The sequence below is a fragment of the Silvimonas sp. JCM 19000 genome, from assembly GCF_054652575.1.
The window spans coordinates 30,921-47,994 of the sequence record NZ_BAAIHC010000024.1 but is presented as its reverse complement, the minus strand read 5'-3'; the positions used below and the strand labels follow the sequence as shown (position 1 = coordinate 47,994).

The following is a 17,074-nucleotide window of genomic DNA, read 5'->3' as shown; positions in this document are numbered from 1 at the left end:
GGACTGCCGTCGCGGCTATTACATGGCTACGATTAGCGCGCGTTTATGCCGCCAGCCACTGCTGTGCCTTGGCCTTCATCTGCTTTTCCAGTGCACTGCCGCGCGTCGCAAAAACACGGTTCAGCGGAAAACCACTCAATTCCAGCAAGTACGCCAGCGTCGCGTATTCGCGCGGATATTTGCTGACCACGTTCTGGTCGATCGCCACCGGCCCCAGCGGGAAAGTGAACGTGCCCATATCGTAAATACTCTGGCGATGAAACAGCTTCCACACGCCGTCGCGTTTCTCGGCCAGGTCATAAAAGCGGTTATGGCATTCGCAGCCCAGATTCAATTTGACGTTCTCGCCGATGATCATGGCGTTGGTTTCCAGAATCGCTTTATTGCCCGCTGCGTTAAACGTGACCGTCGGGCTGGCAATCAGATGTTTGGTGCGCAAATCGGACTGGCCCATGCGCATCGAGCCGTCGACAAAGTCACTGGCCAGGCCTTCAAACCAGGTGATCTCGATGGTGCCATCGGCATGAAACAGATTGCGCAATTGGTCCCATTCGCCCAGGTCGCGATGCATCCAGCCATTAATCAGGTCATTCAGTAGTTGCCGGTCTTCCAGTTGATTCTGCATAAGATTTTGCTCCGTTTGATCTAACAGGCAGCCAGTCTGGCGCCGCTCGCAGTTAAACTCCAATAGATTGATTTGACCAATTCATCAGATAACCTGATCAGGTACCCGCTTATGGATATCCGTCACTTACGTTACTTTTTAGCTGTGGCTGAAGCAGGACACTTTGGTCGCGCCGCCGAGCGGCTGCATATCGTCCAGCCCGCCTTGAGCATGCAGATCAAAGCGCTCGAGGCCGAACTGGGCGGGCCGTTGTTTATCCGGACCAGCCGCCGGGTGGAGCTGACCGAGGCCGGGACCTTGCTGCAGGCCGAGGCACAGCGCACCCTGGCGCAGCTTGAGCACACACGCCAGACGGTGGCGCGCGCACTACGTGGCGAAACCGGCCGGGTGCGCGTCGGGTTTGCCGGGAATGCCATTTTCAGCGGCATGCTCACCGCACATCTGCGGGCGTTTCACCGGCGCTATCCAGATGCCGACCTGGTCATACAAGAGGTTGGGCCGCAACAGCAAGTCGAGGCTATCCTGGCGGGGCAGATTGATATTGGTTACACGCCTGATCATCCCAAAACCAGCAGCGCCGGCATTGCGCTACGGCACATTGGACTATGGCCGATCATGCTGGCCTTGCCGAGCGATCACGCTCTGGCCGCGCAAACAGAAATTACCCTGGAGCAACTTGGCGATCAGGCCCTGATTCTGTACGACGCCCACGACGCGCATGAGCCGCTGTACGACTTGCTCAGCCAGCGCCTGGGGCCGCGGCTGAATGTGGCGCAGCGCTTGAGCAGCACGTTGGCGGTATTGGCGCACGCGGCGGCGGGTTTGGGGCTGGCGCTGGTGCCTGCACCGCTGCAGCAGGTAGGTATTCCGGGCCTGGTTTATCGGCCGCTGCGCCGGGTGGAATTGAGCGCCAATCTGGTGATGATCAGCCGGGTGCTTGAGCCAGGCAATGCGGTCAGGGCCTATCTGGCGTTGGCGACGGGCTGACGGCGTTTACGGCTGCGGCAAGAACGGCGCCCCGCCTGCGTACGTTTGCGCATTGAGAAGATTCGCAAAGCGGCCTTGCACTTGTGGCAAATCAACATCGTCCCCATAACCCACGCGGATATTCGGAACCCTTCACCACGTAGAAGGGGCTCTAGCATGGCGTTTTCCAGAAGGCAGTTTTTGACTGTAGCGGGGGCAACGGGGGCGGCCGGCGCCTTCAGCCTCGGTCCGGTATCCAGTGCACTGGCCAAGGCACTGGGTGGCAAACTCGATAACAGCATGGCCAATTTCACCGGCACCGTCATGCACGCGACGCACTACGGCCCCTTTGTCGCCACCGTCAAAAACGGCCATATCGAAAAGATCGCGCCCACACGGTTTGATGCGCGCCCGACCGAAATGCTTACCCTGGGCATTCTGGCCCGCACCTATGACAAGAGCCGTATCGCCGGCCCCATGGTGCGCAAATCCTATCTGGAAGGCATCAGCGGCAATCGCAAACCCGAACTGCGCGGTAAGGATGAATTTGTGCAGGTGTCGTGGGACGTCGCGCTGGGTCTGACCGCCAAAGCCATCCTCGACACCATAGAAAAACACGGCAATGAGGCGGTATTCAGTACCTCGTATGACGGTTGGTCACATGGCGGCATATTCCGCGCCAATGTATTGCAGGGCCGCTTCTTTAATCTGCTGGGTGGCTGTTCCATTACCACGGGCGACTATTCCGGCGGCGCAGCGCAGATTGTGATGCCTTATATCATCGGCGATATGGAGGTCTATTCAGCGCAAACCGCATGGCAGCAAGTACGTGACCAGACCGAGGTATTTGTCTTTGTCGGGTGCGATCCCAACAAGAACAATCGGGTGGAATACACCACGGCCGATCACGAGATGTTTGATCATTGGGACGAGATCAAAAAAGCCGGGGTCAAATTTATCTCGATCAATCCCCAGGTCACCACCACCGATGACAAGATGGGTTCGGAGTGGGTCCGCATCATTCCCAATACCGATACCGCCTTGTTCCTGGCCATGAGCCGCGAGTTGTATATCACCGGCAAATACAACAAGGCCTTTATCGACAAATATACGGTTGGCTTTGATCGCTTCCTGGCTTATCTGGTCGGCAAAGACCCGGACGGCTCGCCACCCAAAACGCCGGAATGGGCTGAGAAAATCACCGGCATTCCGGCCGCCAAAATCCGCGAAATGGCGATGTTGTTTGCCAGCAAGCGCACGCAATTCGCCGGTTCATGGTCGATTCAGCGCGCCCATCACGGTGAGATGCCGTATTGGGCCATCGTTAATTTTGCATGCATGTTGGGCAGCATCGGTCTGGCCGGGCAGGGCGTGGGTTTCAGCTGGCATTACGGCGGTGGTGGTACTGCGCAATCGGGCGGCACCGGGCCTCTGGGCGTGTCGCAAGGGCGCAATGGGGTCAAGAAAATCTGCCCGGCCTCGCGCCTGACCGAAATGCTGAACAATCCCGGCAAGGCGTTTACCTATAACGGCAGCCATTACACCTATCCGCTCACCAAAATGATCTTTAATGCCGGCAATAACTTTATGTCGCATCAGCAGAACCAGAACGAGCTGATCAAGGCATTGCCGGTGGTGGATACCATCGTGGTGCAGGATTGCTGGTGGTGCGCCTCGGCGCGCTATGCCGATATTGTTTTGCCTTCGACCACGCCGCTGGAACGCAACGATATTTCTTCGGGCGGCACCTATAGCATCGACAAGATTTTCGCGATGAAAAAGGTAATCGAGCCAGTAGGCGATACGCTGGATGACTTTGAAATCTTCCGGCGTCTGGCTGCCTTGTGTGGTGTCGAAGTCGGCTTCACCGAAGGCAAAACCCAGATGGACTATATCAAGGCGGCCTACGCGGGCAGTTCGGCCGCCGCCACCACTTCATTCGAGAAATTCTGGGCCGATGGCGTGGCCATGATCAAGGTGCCGCCCGAGGCACAACGCTGGGTACGGCATGGCGATTTCCGCACCGATCCCGACAAACACCCGCTGCACACGCCGTCAGGCAAAGTGGAGATGTATTCCTCCACCATCGAGAAAATGGGTCTGGCCGATTGCCCGCCGATGCCCAAATTCCTGGAACCGGCCGAGTATCTCGGCAATGCCAAACCGGGCCAGGTGCATGTGGTCAGCCCGCATCCGTTCTACCGCCTGCATTCGCAGATGGACAACGCCGCGCCGCTGCGTGCGCTGTACAAGGTGCAAGGGCGCGAGCCATTGGTGATGAATCGCGAAGATGCCAAAGCACGCGGCATTGAGCACGGCGACATCGTCGAGTTGTACAACGAGCGTGGCACGGTGGTGGTGGGCGCCGTGCTGTCCGACAAGATCATGCCGGGCGTGGTCAGTCTGCAGGAAGGCGCATGGCCACAACTGGATAGCAAAGGCCGCTGCAATAACGGCCAGATCAACTTCATCACCACCAGCCGCGCAGCCAGTGGGCTGAGCCAGGCGACTGTGGCCGATACCTGCCTGGCATCAATCCGCAAATGTGTGGATCCGGACGGCCCGACCCGTGCGTTTGAACCGCCACCGATTGTGCGCAAAAAGGTCAAATTCGATCCAAAGTTTTATGGCCTGGAACGCGCCTGGGCATTGCGGCAGAAGGCAATGGCTGATTTGTCGCCGGGCGAAAAAATCTTCTATCAACGTTGCACCGTCTGCCATGGCCCGCGAGATCCGGCGCAATTCAATCAAAAGCAATGGTTGGGCATTACCCAAAGCATGTTCCCGCGTGCGGGCCTGAATAAGGACGAGCAAAAGCTGGTGCTCGATTTCCTGTTCGAGAATGCCAAGCAATAAATCCAGTTGCTGGACCGGGTGCATCCTGCGGGATGCATCCATTTATAAGCGTAAGAGGAAAACCAACAATGAAGACAACCGCACTTGCTGTAATCGCTGCTGGCGCCTGGATTTGCGCCAGCGCCGGCTATGCCGCCACGCCGCTGGAACTGGCGCAGCAGAATAATTGCCTGGCCTGTCATGGCGTCGATCAAAAAATCGTCGGGCCGTCGTACAAAGAAGTTGCCGCCAAATACAAAGGCCAGAAGAAGGCGGAAGCAATGCTGATACAGAAAATTAAAAACGGCGGCTCGGGCAGCTTTGGCACCATGCCGATGCCGCCGAACCCGCAAGTGGCCGATGCGGATTTGAAGACCTTGGTTAAATGGATTTTGTCGCAAAAATAGTGAGTGCCTGGCTCGCAAGCCGGACGCCACCACCCTCATCAAAAAGGCTGCTTGTGCAGCCTTTTTGATGAGTAGTGCCGCCGGCACGCTCAAACAGGTGCCGCAGGAATTGGGCGGCAAATCGCCGGTGCGGGGCCTGGACGCCGCCGATCTTGCCAACGCCGTAGCGCTGGCGTTCCCGGCCGGGTTTAACTCGATGCGGATTGCGCGCGAAGCGATCTTGAGCCGGTGATCGGCGATGCCGCCGCCGCCATCCACAGCGCCAACGACACGTGTTATGGCCTGCCAGCCTACCCGCTCAAACGCCGGAGGCTGCCGGCGCTGCCGCCCCCAGTTGCTGCAAATAGGCGATAAACATGTCCGCCATCGCATCGGCATAGCTAACGATTTCCGCGGCGCTGCGCGGGCGGCTGGAAAATTCCTTGCCCACTGCGCTCAAGGTGCTATTGATCAGATCGCCGGCCAGGGCGCGGTGGGCCGCGTCGGCCTGGGGCAATAATTCCTGCATGTAGCGCGCCACGATGTCGTCCCCGGCCGCGCGCACCGCTTCGGTCTCCGGCGCGTCACGATAAAGCGGCGCACTGTCGCTGAGCGCCACCCGCATCTCTGCTTCATCACACTCGGATTTGAGAAACGCATGCACCAGGGTGCGGACGCGTTGCAGCGGCGCTTCGGCCGGATTCTGCAATATCGCGCGCAGCATGGCGGTGGTCTGTTCCCACTCGTCCTGCTGCAGACGGAACAGGATGGCGGCCTTGTTGGGAAAGTATTGATACACCGACCCAACGCTGACGCCAGCCTTCTCCGCCACCCGCGCCGTGGTAAATCGGGTGGCGCCTTCGCGCGCCAGAACCTGAATAGCAGCCGTCAATATGGTGGCGACCAGTTCGGTCGAGCGCGCCTGTTGTGGCTGTTTTCTTGAGCTTAAGGCGGTGTTTTTGCGGGCTGTCATGGGGTCCGGGAATGCGAATAGTAAAACGCGAATAATTCGTCGTATTCTAAATCACCGTATCGAGTCACTCAATTACCCCTTGGAGCTTTCGATGAATACCTTGCTTAGCGCCCCGGTTGCGCCTTTGCTCGCCAAGCTGTTTCAACAAGCCGATGCCAGCGGTATGGCCATGAATATGGCGATTGCTGGCATCAGCGATGAGCTGCTGGCGCGGCTGATGCGCAGCAAAACTGAATACACCGATTTCTATGCGCGGCTGAAAGACGTGCCGCTGGCAGTATCGCGAGAGACCGGCCAGTTGCTGTACATGCTGGCGCGCCACAGCCGTGCGCAGTCGATTGTTGAATTTGGCACCTCGCTGGGCATTTCGACGTTGCATCTGGCAGCCGCAATACGCGACAACGGTGGCGGCCGCCTGATCACCACCGAATTCGAGCCCTCCAAAGTGGCACAAGCCCAGGCGCATATCAACGCTGCGGGCCTGGCCGATCTGGTCGAAATTCGCGTGGGCGATGCCCTGCAAACACTGGCTGCCGATCTGCCGGCCCAGATCGATTTGCTGCTGCTCGATGGCGCCAAAGCCTTGTATCCCGAAGTGCTGGCCTTGCTGGAAAGCCGCCTGCGGCCGGGCGCTTTGATCATTGCCGACGACGCGGATTACAGCCCTGAATACCTGGCGCATGTGCGTAATCGTGACGCCGGTTATCTGTCGATGCCCTTTGGCGATGATGTCGAACTCTCCATCCGCCTTGGCTAAGGCTGACTTTTTAAAATCACCCCACACGGAGTAATCCCATGCATGTATTTGTCACCGGCGCCACTGGCTGGGTCGGCCACACCGTCGTCGCAGATTTGCTGCAAGCTGGCCATCAAGTCACTGGCCTGGCACGCGATGCCGACAAAGCCGCCGCATTGAGCGCACAAGGCGCCCAGGTCTTGCGCGGCACACTGGATGAACTCGACCTGCTGCGCCAAGGTGCCAGCGCGGCCGATGCCGTGATCCACACCGCGTTTAATCACGATTTCTCGCGTTTTTTGCAGAACGTCGAACAGGATCGCAGCGCCATCGAAGCGCTCGGCAGTGCGCTGCTGGGTACACAAAAGCCGCTGCTGGTTACGTCCGGGCTGGCACGGCTGGCTCCCGGCCGCCTGGCCACCGAAGCCGACGTGCCGGACGCGCAGTTTGCGCGTAAATCGGAATTCGCCGCACGCGCGCTGGCCGAGCAAGGCGTGCGCGCCGCCACGGTACGGCTTGCGCCCAGCGTGCATGGCCTGGGTGACCATGGCTTTGTGCCCATCCTGATCAAACTGGCGCGCGAGAAAGGCGTGTCGGCCTACCTTGGCGACGGGCAGAACCGTTGGGCTGGCGTGCATCGCACCGACGCTGCCCGCGTTTACCGGCTGGCGCTGGAAACCGGTCTGAGCGAAGCGGCCTACCACGCCGTCGCCGACGAATCAGTGCCGTTCAAAGCCATTGCCGAGGTCATCGGCCGCCAGTTGGGCCTGCCGGTTGAATCGCGCGAGCGCGAGCATTTTGGCTGGTTCGCCGATTTTGCCAGCATGGATATGGCCGCCAGCGCCGCCCACACCCGCGCCGTGCTGAACTGGCAACCCAGCGGGCCGGATTTGCTCAGCGATCTGGATCAGCCCGGCTATTACGCCGCATAAGGCAATGGGGCGCGGTGCGCTAGCGCAGGCACCGCGCCGTCATGCCTCAGACTATTTCGATAAACCGTTCTCCTTTAAAACTGCGGACCGGATTGCCGCGCTCCAGCGCCAGATGCATTTGCCGCCGTTGGGCTCGCAACGCCGCATCGGCCGCCTCTGCGCGCTCTGCCAGCCGATGTGCAATCAGCGCCAGCGCCAGTCGTTTGTTGGCGTGCTGGCTGCGTTCGGTCTGCACCCGCACGCTGATCCCGCTGGCGATATGGGTGGCGCGGATGGCCGATTCGGTTTTGTTGACATGTTGACCACCGGGGCCCGCAGCACGGCAGGTTTCAAAGCGGATTTCGTGGCCCAGTGCGGCGGGCGGGGCCGCACAGCGGGCAATGCCGATAAACCAGTTTTTGCGGGCATGGCCCGGCCGGTACGGGCTCGGGCAGGTCCAGCGGATGGAGCCGATCCAGCTTTGTGCCAGTGCTTCAGCGGCCGAGCCCTCCAGGCTGAGCAGCGCCGAGCTCAAGGTGCCCGCCGTCCGCCCTGGCGTACGCTCAAGTACATCGATCTGGACGTCGATGGCGTTTGCTTGCGCAGTGAGCGCGGCTAGCACATGAACCACCGCCAGCTCGCATTCGGCCGGACCTTGGGCGGCGGAGAGTTGCAATAACAGCATCAGCAGCACTCCCCGTTGGTCTTGTAGGTGAGTACCGGTGCCAGCCGCGCCAGTTTGCGTAGCAAGCCCGCGTCTTCCAGCGCATCCACCACGCTATCAATCGATTTGTAGGCTTCTGGCGCTTCTTCATACAGCAACTCGCGGTCGGCGCAGATGACGTGACTGCCGAGCCGGGTGCGCGTTAACTGCGCCGCCGAATAACGGCGTTCAAGGCGCCCCTTGCAATCTTTGCGCGCCCATTTGCGCCCGGCGCCATGGGCCAGCGAATACAAGGTGGCCGCGCCGACATCGGCCAGCGGTTGCACCAGAAAACTGTAATCACCGCGCGAGCCTGGAATCACCACCGGCCCAACATCGGCCGGGGTGGCGCCTTTGCGATGCAGCCAGCCCGCCTCGCCTGCAATCACAGCCGGGGTGACCAGGTTGTGATCGACGTCGAGCACGCAGCTGGCGTGCGCCCGCCAGCGCCGCAACATGCGCAAGGCAATGAGTTGGCGATTGGCTGCGGCAAAGCGCAAGGCGTGATCATGGCGCTGTAGATAGGCGCGGCATTCGGCGCTGTCCGCCAGCAAAGGGCGGTGGCCATGGGCCTGCAAATGCAGTTCCAGCACGGCCTGGCCAAGGCCGCGCGAGCCGCTATGCACCAGCAACTGCAATTGATCTGCGCGCAGACCCAGACTGGCGACGGCTTGCGCATCGTAAATGGCATCCAGTTTTTGCACTTCGGCAAAATGGTTGCCGCTGCCGATGGTGCCCAGCGCGCCCAGATAATCGCGGTCAGCCAGATCATAGCTGGCGATGTGTTCGGCCCAACTGTCGTCCAGCGCGCCGTCGATGCTGCCCAGTTGTTTGACCAGCTTGTTAATGCCCGTTAGCCGGGTATCAAGATCGGTCTGCCACAGCGCCATGCCGCAGCCGATATCGCCGCCAATCAAGGCGGGATAGATATATCCGACCGCAAAAAAAGCCGCGCCGACCGGATAGCCGCGGCCGGGATGCAGATCCGGCATTCCGGCGACGTGGCGCATGCCGGGGAGTGTTGCTGTTTGTTTAAGTTGGCGAATTGCTTCGCCTTCGATCCAGGTGTCGGTGGTCGCGCACAGCGTGACACCGGCTGCCAGATCTTGAATGGCATTGCCCATAAGTGTTTGGTCCGTTCAGGAATAAAAGATAAAGCGGGAACGGCGGGCGGCTAGCCCAGGGGCAATGCGGAGGAGCGTCTTTACAAGAAAAGACGGAAGGCGCGTTAACCCGGACTACAGCCCGCGAAGGGAGGAGAGATAGCGTTGCATGGTGTGTTCCTCCGGGGGTCAGGGTTAAGCAAAAAGTGCCCGCAATGTAGCACGGGTTTTCCGGCGCGGCCACGCCCGCTTGCGTCGGTATGACATGAATGCCACGCCCCGCGCTGGCAGCGCCGGCGACATGGTGCGGTTGTGGCCTGGGTCATGGCGATACAAATTGCGCACATTGCAGCGCAGCACGCGGCTGCCGCATGTGCTAAGTCCAATACAGACGCCCGCACAAAACCAGATCGTCAGCCGCCGTTGCCACCGTTTTTTCTGATGCTTCTGTTTGATCCCAAAAAAGGACAGCACCCATGCTCAAGACCGCCCGCTACGGTTGGATTCCCGATTTACCCGACCACCGAGATCATTTCTACGCTGCGCCTGCCGCGCATTTAAAAGCCCTGCCGGCCAATATCGATTTGCGCGCGCAATGTCCGGCCGTGTACGACCAGGGCCAGTTAGGGAGTTGCACCGCCAATGGCATCGCCGGTGCCATCCAGTTCGATCGCAAAAAGCAGGGTTTTGCCGATGACTTTGTGCCGTCGCGCTTGTTTATCTATTACAACGAACGCGTGATTGAGCATTCGGTGGCGTCGGACAACGGCGCGCAAATCCGCGACGGCATCAAGAGCGTGGCCAAGCAAGGCGATTGCCCTGAAACCGAATGGCAGTATGACATCGCCAGGTTTGCCGAAAAGCCGCCGACTCAGGCCTATAGCGACGCGCTCAAGTACAAAGCCGTGCAATACCAGCGCGTGCAGCAAACCCTGGCGCAGATTAAAGGTTGCCTGGCAGAGGGCTATCCCGTGGTGGTCGGTTTTACTGTGTACGAGAGCTTTGAATCCGCCGCGGTGGCCAAAGACGGCGTGGTGCCGATGCCGACCAGTAGCGAAACCGTGGTAGGCGGGCATTGTGTGCTGCTGGTGGGCTATGACGATGCCGATTCGAGCTTCTGGTTCCGCAATTCCTGGGGCGATGCATGGGGCCAGCAGGGTTACGGCAAGATGCCGTATGCCTATATGGTCGACACCAGTTTGTCTTCGGATTTCTGGACCATCCGCACCATCGCCGCCTGAGGCCCAAGCCCGCCGGATGTGGGCGGCAACAAGCTGCGTTCAGTCACGCAGCGCCGCCCAGGTCAGGTCAAATCGGGCCAGATATTTGCGCAGACGATCAGCATCGTTGGCTTGTTTTTTGTCTTCACGCGATACGGCAAACAGCATGCGGCCGGCCTCCGACAAACTGCTGGCCTGGCGGCAAACACGCAGCACGGTGTCGAGTTGAGCGCGATCAAACAGGTCCAGCCGAGCCGCGCGTTCGCCCAGCACACGGTCCAGTTCCGATTGCGTCTGCATGCCATCCCAGCCCCGCTGCAGGCGGGCTATTTCCTGGTTTACATTGCTTGTATCAATGCGCCCGGCATGGGCCAGTGTCGCCATGCGCGTAATGGACGCGCTCAGCTCGCGGAAATTGCCGGACCAGCGCGCCTGCGCCGAGGTGGCAAATTCCAGATAATGCCGCCGTGCCTCAACGTTAAAGCGGATTTGTTCGCCCTGATCCTGGGCGAAGCGAGCTAATTCAAAATCAAGATTGGGCTCGATATCTTCAGTGCGTCCGGCCAGGCCCGGCAAGTCATAAGTCCATAAATTGATGCGCGCATACAGGTCTTCGCGGAACTTGCCTTCCGCCACCCAGCGGCGCAAATCGCGGTGCGTGCCCGCGATCAATTGAAAATCGCTTGCGACTTCGCGGTCCCCACCAAACGGAAAGAAGCGCTTTTCTTCGATGGCCTTGAGCAGCATCGCTTGCTCATCCAGGCCCAGTTCGCCGATCTCATCCAGAAACAACAAACCGCCGTCGGCCGCCCGCAGCAGGCCGGGGCGTTCGCTTTGTGCGCCGGTAAACGCGCCCCTGACGTGGCCAAACAAAGCCGACATTGCACTATCGCCGCGCAAGGTGGCGCAATTGACTTCCACAAAGCGGCCGCTGATCTGATGGCGTGATTTCTTCAGTTCATACACTTTGCGTGCCAGAAACGATTTGCCCGCACCGGTTGGCCCCACCATCAGGATCGGCGCTTTGGAGCGCCCGGCAACATGCTCAATCTGTTCGATCACCCGATTGAAATGCGCGTTGCGCGTGGCAATGCCGGACTTTAAAAACGACACCGTCTCAGCTGCGTCGCGCTGGAAACGCTGCGCGATTTTGTTATAGCGCGACAAATCCAGATCGATGATGGCGTAGCTACCGACTGCATGACCGGTGTCGGTTTTGCGCGGTGGCGAAGTCTGGATCAAACGGCCCGGCAGATAACGCGCTTCCGCCAACAGAAACCAGCAAATCTGTGCCACGTGCGTGCCGGTGGTGATGTGGATCAGGTAATCCTCGTTCTCGGTATCGAAGGGGTAATCGTGCGCAAAATCGTGCAGTGCGCCGTACACCTCCTCAAAATCCCACGGATTACGCAGATTGATTTCTACGCGCCGGGTTTCGGTTTCGGGCGAGACACTGCGCAGATCATTGCAGGTGCGCTCCGCCAGGCCGCGGCTGCGCTCGTCATGCAGCAGTTCCAGCCGGTGCACGATCAGATCTTCTTGCTGGCCCAGGCTGATGGTGGGCCGCCATTTCTCCCAGCGCTGACTGCCACGCCCGGCGTGGTCGAGCACGGTGCCAATAAAGCCAATCACGACGGTCTTACGCATGGGTTTATCCAGAAAGATAAATGACTAGCGCAAAGTATATATAAAGCGCTGCAGAACCGGCTAGCGCGCAGGCGGTCTGTCGTTTGCTGATGAAGATTAATTCTTTAAAAAACATTTGCTTAGCGGGTTTTATCTGGCTCCGCCGCAACGCCTGGCACGCCGATTGCAAAGTAGCTGGCATCAAACGAAAACGCTGTGAGTGCTGAAATGGCCAACCCGCAATTGTTCAACTCGCTGACCGCCAGACTGCCGCAGACCAATACGCTTAATCAGACCGCCGCCGCAGCCTATGCCTATTCGCCCGAACACCAGTTGGCGCAGCTGGTCATGACCGGTTGCCTGAATCAAACCTTCTATGCGCACGCCGAATTGCAACTGGCCGACGTGCTGGCGCTGTGTGCAGAACTGGATGCGCGCTTTATCGCTCAGGCGGCGGTGTATGGGCGACAGCGTGGCTATATGAAAGACATGCCGGCGCTGCTGCTGGCGGTGCTGTCGCGCAAAGATGCGGTGCTGTTTGCGCAAGTGTTCGATCAGGTCATCGATAACGGCAAAATGTTGCGCAACTTTGTGCAGATCATGCGCAGCGGGGCCAGCGGGCGTAAGTCGCTGGGCTCACGTCCCAAGAAGGCAGTGCAGGCGTGGCTGAACCGTGCCACCGAAGCGCAGTTGTTGAGCGCAAGCGTCGGCAGTGCACCTTCGCTGGCCGACGTGATCAAGATGGTCCACCCCAAGCCGCAAGAAGCATGGCGTGAGGCGTTTTTTGCCTGGGTCTTGGGCCAACCGTGTCATCGCGCAGCGCTGCCGCCGCTGACCCAACAGTTGCTGGCCTTCCGCGCCGATACCGCGCTGGAATTGCCGAATGTGCCGTTCCAGTTATTGACCAGCGCGGCGCTGAGCAGCATGCAATGGGCGCAACTGGCCGAGCGTATGGGCTGGCACGCATTGCGCATGAATCTGAACACGCTGGCCCGGCACGGCGTCTTTGCGCAACCCGGCATGGTCGACGCGCTAGCGGCGCGCCTGGCGGACGCGGAACGTGTTGCGGCAGCGCGGGTTTATCCGTATCAGTTGCTGGCGGCATGGCGTATGGCCGGGGATGAGATTCCGCTGCAAATCAAAAATGCGCTGCAGGATGCGCTGGAAATCGCTTTGCGCAATGTGCCCGCGCTGCAAGGCAATGTGGTGGTGTGCCCGGACGTTTCGGGATCGATGTCGAGTCCGGTCACCGGTGGGCGGCGCGGCGCCACGACGGCGGTACGTTGCATTGATGTTGCGGCCTTGATGGCAGCGGCGGTACTGCGCCAGTGCCCACAAGCGCGCGTATTACCGTTTGCAACGGATGTGGTGCCGGTGCAGTTGAATTCCCGCGATAGCGTGCTGAGCAATGCCGAAAAACTGGCTGCAATCGGCGGCGGCGGAACGCGTTGTTCGGCCCCGTTGGTGCAGTTGGTCAAGGAAAAGGCCATGGTCGATACCGTGATCCTGGTGTCGGATAACGAATCGTGGATCGATGCGCGCCGTTATGGCGCCACCGAGACCATGCAACAGTGGCAGCAGATCAAACACCGCAATCCGCAAGCTCGCTTGATCTGCATCGATATGCAACCGTACGGCACCACGCAAGCGCAAGACAGCCCGGACATCCTGAATGTGGGCGGCTTTGGCGACGCGGTGTTTGATGTGGTGGCGCAGTTTGCGGCGGGCAGTTTTGGCGCCGGGCATTGGGTCCAAGCCATCAAGCGGACCCGCCTGGCCGGGGACGCCGCAGCTTGAGCAATCCGGCACGAATGGGAGACGGGTCTACCTCTGCGAACCTTGCTGGAAGGTGATCCAGCCCGCACTGCGGTGCGCGCAGACTCGCTTGTTTTGTCGTGCCACTCTTTTATCCGCGCTGCTTGCGGCGCGGCCAGGTTTTTCGGCGAATGCGAACGGAACTACATCCTCTGAAGATCGAGATACGGGTTCAAATCCCGTCGGCTCCAACACTGTGGGGCCGTAGTTCAACGGTAGAACACGCCAACGTTTCGTTTATTTTGTCGCCGATCCTTTTTTGTTGAGTTTTGCGGTGAATGCAGTTGGAACTACATCGGATAGAGCGCCCGCGGCAACGCGGGAGGGGCGGGTTCAAATCCTGCTGAGTGCATCGGCTTATCGATGCGCAAGATAGCTCAGTGCTTTTCTGTTTCAACATTTTTGTCATCGCACCCTTTTTCTAACGAATAGCAAACACGCATTGAATGGCCCCGTCGTTGCTCTGGACGGCGGGGCCGGGGCCAGCCAAGGCCACTTTAAAACGAGAGATAAACAATGAGCACCAACGATTATCAAGTGCTGCAAGTCAGCGGCGGTAAGCCCATCAAGCTGTGGACCAATGGCGTACCGGTGGAAGACGCTGCGCAAAAGCAGTTGTTCCAGACCTCAAAAATGCCGTTCATTTTTGACCATATCGCGGTAATGCCGGACGTCCACCTGGGTAAGGGTTCGACCATCGGCAGCGTGATTCCCACCCAGGGCGCGATCATTCCGGCGGCAGTGGGCGTGGATATCGGCTGCGGCATGATGGCTGCCTGTACCACGCTGACGGCCAAAGACCTGCCCGACAACCTGGCGGGATTGCGTAGCGCCATCGAAAAAGCGGTGCCGCACGGACGTACGCCGGGTGCGCGTGATAAAGGCGCGTGGTCCACGCCGCCCGAAACCGTCGATAGTATGTGGGCCGATTTGTTGCCCGGTTTCAAGCGCATTACCGATAAATATCCGCGCCTGAAGAACACCAACAACTACAAGCATCTGGGTACCCTGGGTACGGGTAACCACTTTATCGAAGTCTGCCTGGATGAGGCGGACCGCGTGTGGTTCATGTTGCATAGCGGATCGCGCGGGGTAGGTAACGCCATCGGCAACTTGTTTATCGAACTGGCGCAGGCCGATATGCGCCAGCACATCGCCAATCTGCCGGATAAGGATCTGGCGTATTTCGAAGAAGGCAGCGAGCACTTTGATGATTACGTCGAGGCCGTGGGTTGGGCGCAGGACTACGCGCGGCGTAACCGCGCCGTGATGATGCAGAACGTAATCGACGCGGCGCGCAGCGTGATCACCAAACCGTTTAACGCCAGCATGGAAGCGGTGAACTGCCACCACAACTATGTGCAGAAAGAAAAGCACTTCGGCGCCGAGATTCTGGTCACGCGCAAAGGCGCGGTGTCGGCACAGAAGGGGCAGTTGGGCATCATTCCCGGTTCGATGGGCGCCAAAAGTTTTATCGTGCGCGGGCTGGGTAACGAAGAGGCGTTCTGCTCGTGCAGCCACGGCGCAGGTCGCACCATGAGCCGTAACGAAGCCCGACGGCGCTTTACCGTGGACGACCAGATCAAAGCCACCGAACACGTTGAATGCCGCAAGGATAGCGATGTGATTGATGAAATTCCGATGGCGTACAAGGATATCGACGCGGTGATGCAAGCACAGAACAGCCTGGTGGAAGTGGTGCATACCTTGCGGCAGGTGGTATGTGTAAAAGGATGAGTTGAGCATGGACGAGCAAAACCGGGTGACATGGGTCACTACGCTGTGCCCCGCCGGCGTCGACATGGCGGCGCATTGGTATCAGCTGTTTGGCGTGGGCGCCAATGCCGTGCGTTACCTGCATGCGTTGCTGGCCGGGCAAGACGTACCCGCCGCGTTCTGGATTGAGGTCAGTGCCTGCGGCAACGGCTATTTACGCCAGGAAGCCGTGCAGCAACTGGCGCAGGTGCATAGTCCTGCCGCGTGCTCCGCAATCTTGTTGCGCTTGAATGACTGGGTGCCCCAGGTGCGCCATGCGGCGGCAGATGTGGTCAACGCCATGCTGACGGCTTGCGATATCGAATGGGTTATAGGCGGCTTGCCTGCATTGCTGCGCTTGCTGTCGATGCGACGGCATAGTCATGCCGCCCTCAAGCAGCGCTTCGATCAGATGTTATGCAAGGAGATCTGGCGCGACACGGTGTTGCAGTGCCTGCGTGGGCTCACGGGGGCGTCGGCGCGCTATCTGACGGCCTTGCTGCTGGAGCGCTTGCCGCCGGATGAGCGCATCGACGTTATCTCCCGGGCCTTGCGCCACCCCGACCCGTCGGTGCAAAGCATGGCGATACAGGCGGCGGCCAGCTTTTCCGCGCCGGTTCAGTTGCACTTGCTCAATGTTGCCAAAGCACTGCCCGCAGCCGGGCCACGCTGCATGATGATGCGGCGTTTGCTCGCGTTGTTGGACGGTCCTGCACGTGATGCATTGCTGGAGAGCATGCTGCTCGACCGCTTTGGTGGCGTGCGCGCCATCGCATTGTGGCATTTACAGCAAGCGGGCCAGACCCCTGCGGCGCTGTATGCGCGCATCGATCCGACGCAGTTGCATGGGCACGCGCTGGCTGCGTGGCTTATCGAAGCGGGCCGTGCCGGCTTGCCTGTCGCGGCTGATTTTCTGCGGCAACTCAGCAGCCATCCGCTGCCCGGCATAAGACTGGCGGCGTGGGCCATACGCTTGAGTCAGCCCAGCGAGTCGCGTTTTGCTATCGCGCGGCAAGCATTGCTTGATCCTGCGCGCAAAGTACGGCGAGCAATGGCGCGCCAGATCGAGGCGGAAGCCGGGTTTGATTGCGCACAGATTTCCGCGCTGGCCGAGGTCTGCCTGGCGGCGCGGGATGTCCCTGCGGCATGGTGGCTGGGCAAGACGTTGTCGCCGTGGTTCAGGTTGCTATTGCTGCTGGAAGCGTTGGCGGCTAATGCGGACACTGCGCTGCATGCTGACGTGCTCACAGCACTGCGGCAATGGGAAAGACCGTCAGGCTGGCATGTGTATATCGTGCCCGGTACCACAGAAAGCGAGCGGGTACGCCGCTTGCTGGATAATCAAACCGTGAGCGCTGCGCTGGGCACCATGCCGTTGCTGAATGCGGCGATTCGCGCGCGCGTGGCGCTAAAACAATAA

The 17,074-nt window shown here is 59.7% G+C and carries 15 protein-coding genes; 10 read left to right on the top strand and 5 right to left on the bottom strand.

Annotated features, from left to right (window positions below):
- Window positions 1-43: 43 nt before the first annotated feature.
- A complete protein-coding gene (locus ACYQ1A_RS17850; protein ID WP_499364099.1) occupies window positions 44-625 on the bottom strand; it encodes a nuclear transport factor 2 family protein in 582 nt (193 codons plus the stop codon).
- Between the two features lie 111 nt (window positions 626-736).
- Between ACYQ1A_RS17850 and ACYQ1A_RS17845 the strand changes: the two genes are divergently transcribed.
- From ACYQ1A_RS17845 to ACYQ1A_RS17830, 4 genes are all read left to right on the top strand, one after another.
- Window positions 737-1,612, top strand: coding sequence for a LysR substrate-binding domain-containing protein (locus ACYQ1A_RS17845; RefSeq protein WP_499364098.1), 876 nt, complete (start codon window positions 737-739; stop codon window positions 1,610-1,612).
- 156 nt (window positions 1,613-1,768) lie between these two features.
- The gene (locus ACYQ1A_RS17840) at window positions 1,769-4,447 is read left to right on the top strand and encodes a molybdopterin-dependent oxidoreductase (protein WP_499364097.1); all 2,679 of its coding nucleotides are present in this window, start codon (window positions 1,769-1,771) and stop codon (window positions 4,445-4,447) included.
- Window positions 4,448-4,479: 32 nt separating this feature from the next.
- Complete coding sequence (locus ACYQ1A_RS17835) at window positions 4,480-4,833, top strand: c-type cytochrome (protein WP_499364096.1); 354 nt, start codon at window positions 4,480-4,482, stop codon at window positions 4,831-4,833.
- A 67-nt stretch (window positions 4,834-4,900) separates the two neighbouring features.
- On the top strand, window positions 4,901-5,065 hold the full coding sequence (locus ACYQ1A_RS17830) for a hypothetical protein (protein ID WP_499364092.1): 165 nt from the start codon (window positions 4,901-4,903) through the stop codon (window positions 5,063-5,065).
- A gap of 66 nt (window positions 5,066-5,131) precedes the next feature.
- Here ACYQ1A_RS17830 and ACYQ1A_RS17825 read toward each other — a convergent pair whose 3' ends face one another.
- Window positions 5,132-5,785: a TetR/AcrR family transcriptional regulator gene (locus ACYQ1A_RS17825; protein WP_499364088.1), complete on the bottom strand. Its 654-nt coding sequence runs from the start codon at window positions 5,783-5,785 to the stop codon at window positions 5,132-5,134.
- Between the two features lie 91 nt (window positions 5,786-5,876).
- Here ACYQ1A_RS17825 and ACYQ1A_RS17820 point away from each other — a divergent pair, with 91 nt between their 5' ends.
- Both ACYQ1A_RS17820 and ACYQ1A_RS17815 read left to right on the top strand, forming a co-directional pair.
- A complete protein-coding gene (locus tag ACYQ1A_RS17820) occupies window positions 5,877-6,542 on the top strand; it encodes an O-methyltransferase (protein ID WP_499364086.1) in 666 nt (221 codons plus the stop codon).
- 38 nt (window positions 6,543-6,580) lie between these two features.
- Window positions 6,581-7,453: an SDR family oxidoreductase gene (locus ACYQ1A_RS17815; RefSeq protein WP_499364083.1), complete on the top strand. Its 873-nt coding sequence runs from the start codon at window positions 6,581-6,583 to the stop codon at window positions 7,451-7,453.
- A gap of 46 nt (window positions 7,454-7,499) precedes the next feature.
- Here ACYQ1A_RS17815 and prfH read toward each other — a convergent pair whose 3' ends face one another.
- Window positions 7,500-8,117, bottom strand: a complete 618-nt coding sequence (prfH, locus tag ACYQ1A_RS17810; protein ID WP_062223569.1) for a peptide chain release factor H — start codon at window positions 8,115-8,117, stop codon at window positions 7,500-7,502.
- Complete coding sequence (locus ACYQ1A_RS17805; RefSeq protein WP_499364079.1) at window positions 8,117-9,259, bottom strand: RNA ligase RtcB family protein; 1,143 nt, start codon at window positions 9,257-9,259, stop codon at window positions 8,117-8,119. Before ACYQ1A_RS17805 ends, prfH begins: the two co-directional genes overlap by 1 nt.
- Before the next feature lie 455 nt (window positions 9,260-9,714).
- Between ACYQ1A_RS17805 and ACYQ1A_RS17800 the strand changes: the two genes are divergently transcribed.
- Window positions 9,715-10,479: a C1 family peptidase gene (locus ACYQ1A_RS17800; protein ID WP_499364075.1), complete on the top strand. Its 765-nt coding sequence runs from the start codon at window positions 9,715-9,717 to the stop codon at window positions 10,477-10,479.
- A gap of 39 nt (window positions 10,480-10,518) precedes the next feature.
- On the opposite strand, the gene rtcR is transcribed toward ACYQ1A_RS17800, so the two are convergent.
- The gene (gene rtcR, locus ACYQ1A_RS17795) at window positions 10,519-12,105 is read right to left on the bottom strand and encodes an RNA repair transcriptional activator RtcR (protein ID WP_499364073.1); all 1,587 of its coding nucleotides are present in this window, start codon (window positions 12,103-12,105) and stop codon (window positions 10,519-10,521) included.
- Window positions 12,106-12,312: 207 nt separating this feature from the next.
- On the opposite strand from rtcR, the gene ACYQ1A_RS17790 reads away from it, so the two are divergent.
- From ACYQ1A_RS17790 to ACYQ1A_RS17780, 3 genes are all read left to right on the top strand, one after another.
- Window positions 12,313-13,881: a vWA domain-containing protein gene (locus tag ACYQ1A_RS17790; RefSeq protein WP_499364144.1), complete on the top strand. Its 1,569-nt coding sequence runs from the start codon at window positions 12,313-12,315 to the stop codon at window positions 13,879-13,881.
- Window positions 13,882-14,415: 534 nt separating this feature from the next.
- Window positions 14,416-15,636: an RtcB family protein gene (locus ACYQ1A_RS17785; protein WP_499364071.1), complete on the top strand. Its 1,221-nt coding sequence runs from the start codon at window positions 14,416-14,418 to the stop codon at window positions 15,634-15,636.
- 7 nt (window positions 15,637-15,643) lie between these two features.
- Window positions 15,644-17,074: a hypothetical protein gene (locus ACYQ1A_RS17780; protein ID WP_062223565.1), complete on the top strand. Its 1,431-nt coding sequence runs from the start codon at window positions 15,644-15,646 to the stop codon at window positions 17,072-17,074.